This window comes from Fulvivirga lutimaris, from assembly GCF_009711525.1.
Taxonomy (GTDB): domain Bacteria; phylum Bacteroidota; class Bacteroidia; order Cytophagales; family Cyclobacteriaceae; genus Fulvivirga; species Fulvivirga lutimaris.
The window spans coordinates 1-2,125 of record NZ_SMLV01000120.1 but is presented as its reverse complement, the minus strand read 5'-3'; the positions used below and the strand labels follow the sequence as shown (position 1 = coordinate 2,125).

Here is a 2,125-nt window from a genome sequence, read left to right as displayed (position 1 = left end):
TCCTACATCTGGGTCGGTAGCCTGTACATTATAAGTATACACTGCGTCTTGAATGGCTCCAGTTACTGGTGTACTGGAAAATACCGGGGCATCATTAGTGTTTGTCACCTGGATAGTAAATGATTGATTTATGTTTGCTCCTATACCATCTCTTACATTTAACACAACTCCAACTGATCCTACATGTTGATTTAGGGGTGTACCTGTTAGCACTGCTGTTCCGTCTCCATTGTCTGTCAAACTCAACCAGATTGGTTTTGATAATGCTGTTATAACCTGAACATCTCCTACATCTGGATCTGTTGTCGATATGTTATAGATGTATAACTGGTCTTCATTGATGCTGGTAATCGCAGTACTCACAAATGATGGCGGGTCATTGGCATTATCTACGTTAATAGTAAACACCTGATCTACTGCCGTCCCTGAAGCATCTTCTATATTTAACACTACCGCATGCTGGCCCAGGTTAGCATTCGTGGGCGTACCTGTCAGTGTACCTGCTCCATTCACGCCTGGTGTAAAGGTCAACCAGCCTGGAAGTGTGGTAGCCGTAAGCACTCTTGTATCTCCTATATCTGGGTCTCCGGTTCCTATATTGTATTCATAGGCGGCATCCTGCACTGCAATAGGTACTGGTGTTGTTGTGAAGAAGGGCGGATCATTAGTATTCTTCACCTGGATCGTAAAGTTCTGATTCACATTCGCCCCTACTGCATCGCTTACATTTAATACAATTGTGGCATTACCTACATTCGCATTCAATGGTGTGCCTGTTAATACTGCTGTCCCATCTCCATTGTCTGTCAAGGTCAACCAGCTTGGTTTTGATAGGGATATAATATCTCGTGTATCTCCTACGTCCGGATCAGTAGTCGATACAAAATAAGAATATACCTGATCTTCATCTACACTCGTAACTGGTGTACTCGTAAAACTTGGTGGATCATTCTGATTATCTACATTAATAGTAAAGGATTGCTCTGTGGCTGCTCCTTCAATATCAGTCACACTGATTATTACCGAACTCGAACCCAGGTTAGCGTTTGTTGGGGTACCATGTAGTGACGCTGTACCGTTGTTATTATCGGTTAAGGTCAACCATGATGGCAGCTCTACAGAGACTATACTTCTGGTATCTCCATTGTCAGGGTCTGAAGTTGTTATATTATAAACATAGGCCTGATCCTGAATTGCTCCGGTTACTGGCTGACTCACAAAAACTGGTGGGTCATTCGTATTGATTACTGTAATGGTGAAGTTTTGGTTAACACTGGCGCCCTGAGCATCTTCTACTTCTATAACAACATCCGAAAGACCTACATTTGAATTTAATGGGGTGCCTGATAGCAAGCCTGTACCATCTTCATTATCTGTCAACGTTAACCACGATGGTAATACCACTGCTCTTATCTCCAACACATCACCATTATCAGGGTCTGTAGTCTCTATTAAGTATTCATAAAGATTATCTTCTGACACACTGGTCAGCGGTGTACTTGTAAAAGATGGTGCATCATTGGTGTTGTTTACTACTATGGTAAAGTCCTGAACTACTTCTACACCACTATTATCGGCAGCTACAAACTGTACCTGATTAGCTCCTAAATTTGCATTCGTTGGGGTGCCTGATATACTGCCACTACCATCTCCATTATTGGTAAAGGTCAGCCAGCTTGGCAAGCTTATCGTAGACAAAGCCACCTGATCTCCTAAATCAGGGTCATCTGTGTTTACATTATAGGTATAGACTACATCTTGTACTGCTGAAGTAATTGGTGCAGTTAAAAATACTGGTGCATCATTGGTGTTGGCCACTGATATGGTGAAGTTTTGGTTCACATTAGCACCTAATGCATCTCTTACATTCAATACCACACTAGAGTTACCTACATGCTGATTTAATGGCGTGCCTGTTAATACTGCTGTGCCATTACCATTATCTGTTAAAATCAACCAGCTTGGTAACGATAAGGCTATAATTGTTCGAGTATCTCCTGCATCAGGATCCGCTGTGGTAATGTTGTAGGTATAAACTGCATCTTCATTTACATTCTGAACAGGCGTGCTCGTGAAGCTTGGTGCGTCATTCTGGTTATCTACATTGATTGTAAATACCTGGTTG

The 2,125-nt window shown here is 42.1% G+C and carries 1 protein-coding gene; it reads right to left on the bottom strand.

The window, feature by feature from the left end; all coding sequences use genetic code 11:
* Positions 1 to 2,125 (bottom strand): putative Ig domain-containing protein (locus tag E1140_RS00585; RefSeq protein WP_185153337.1); only part of this gene is annotated, 2,125 nt, incomplete at both ends.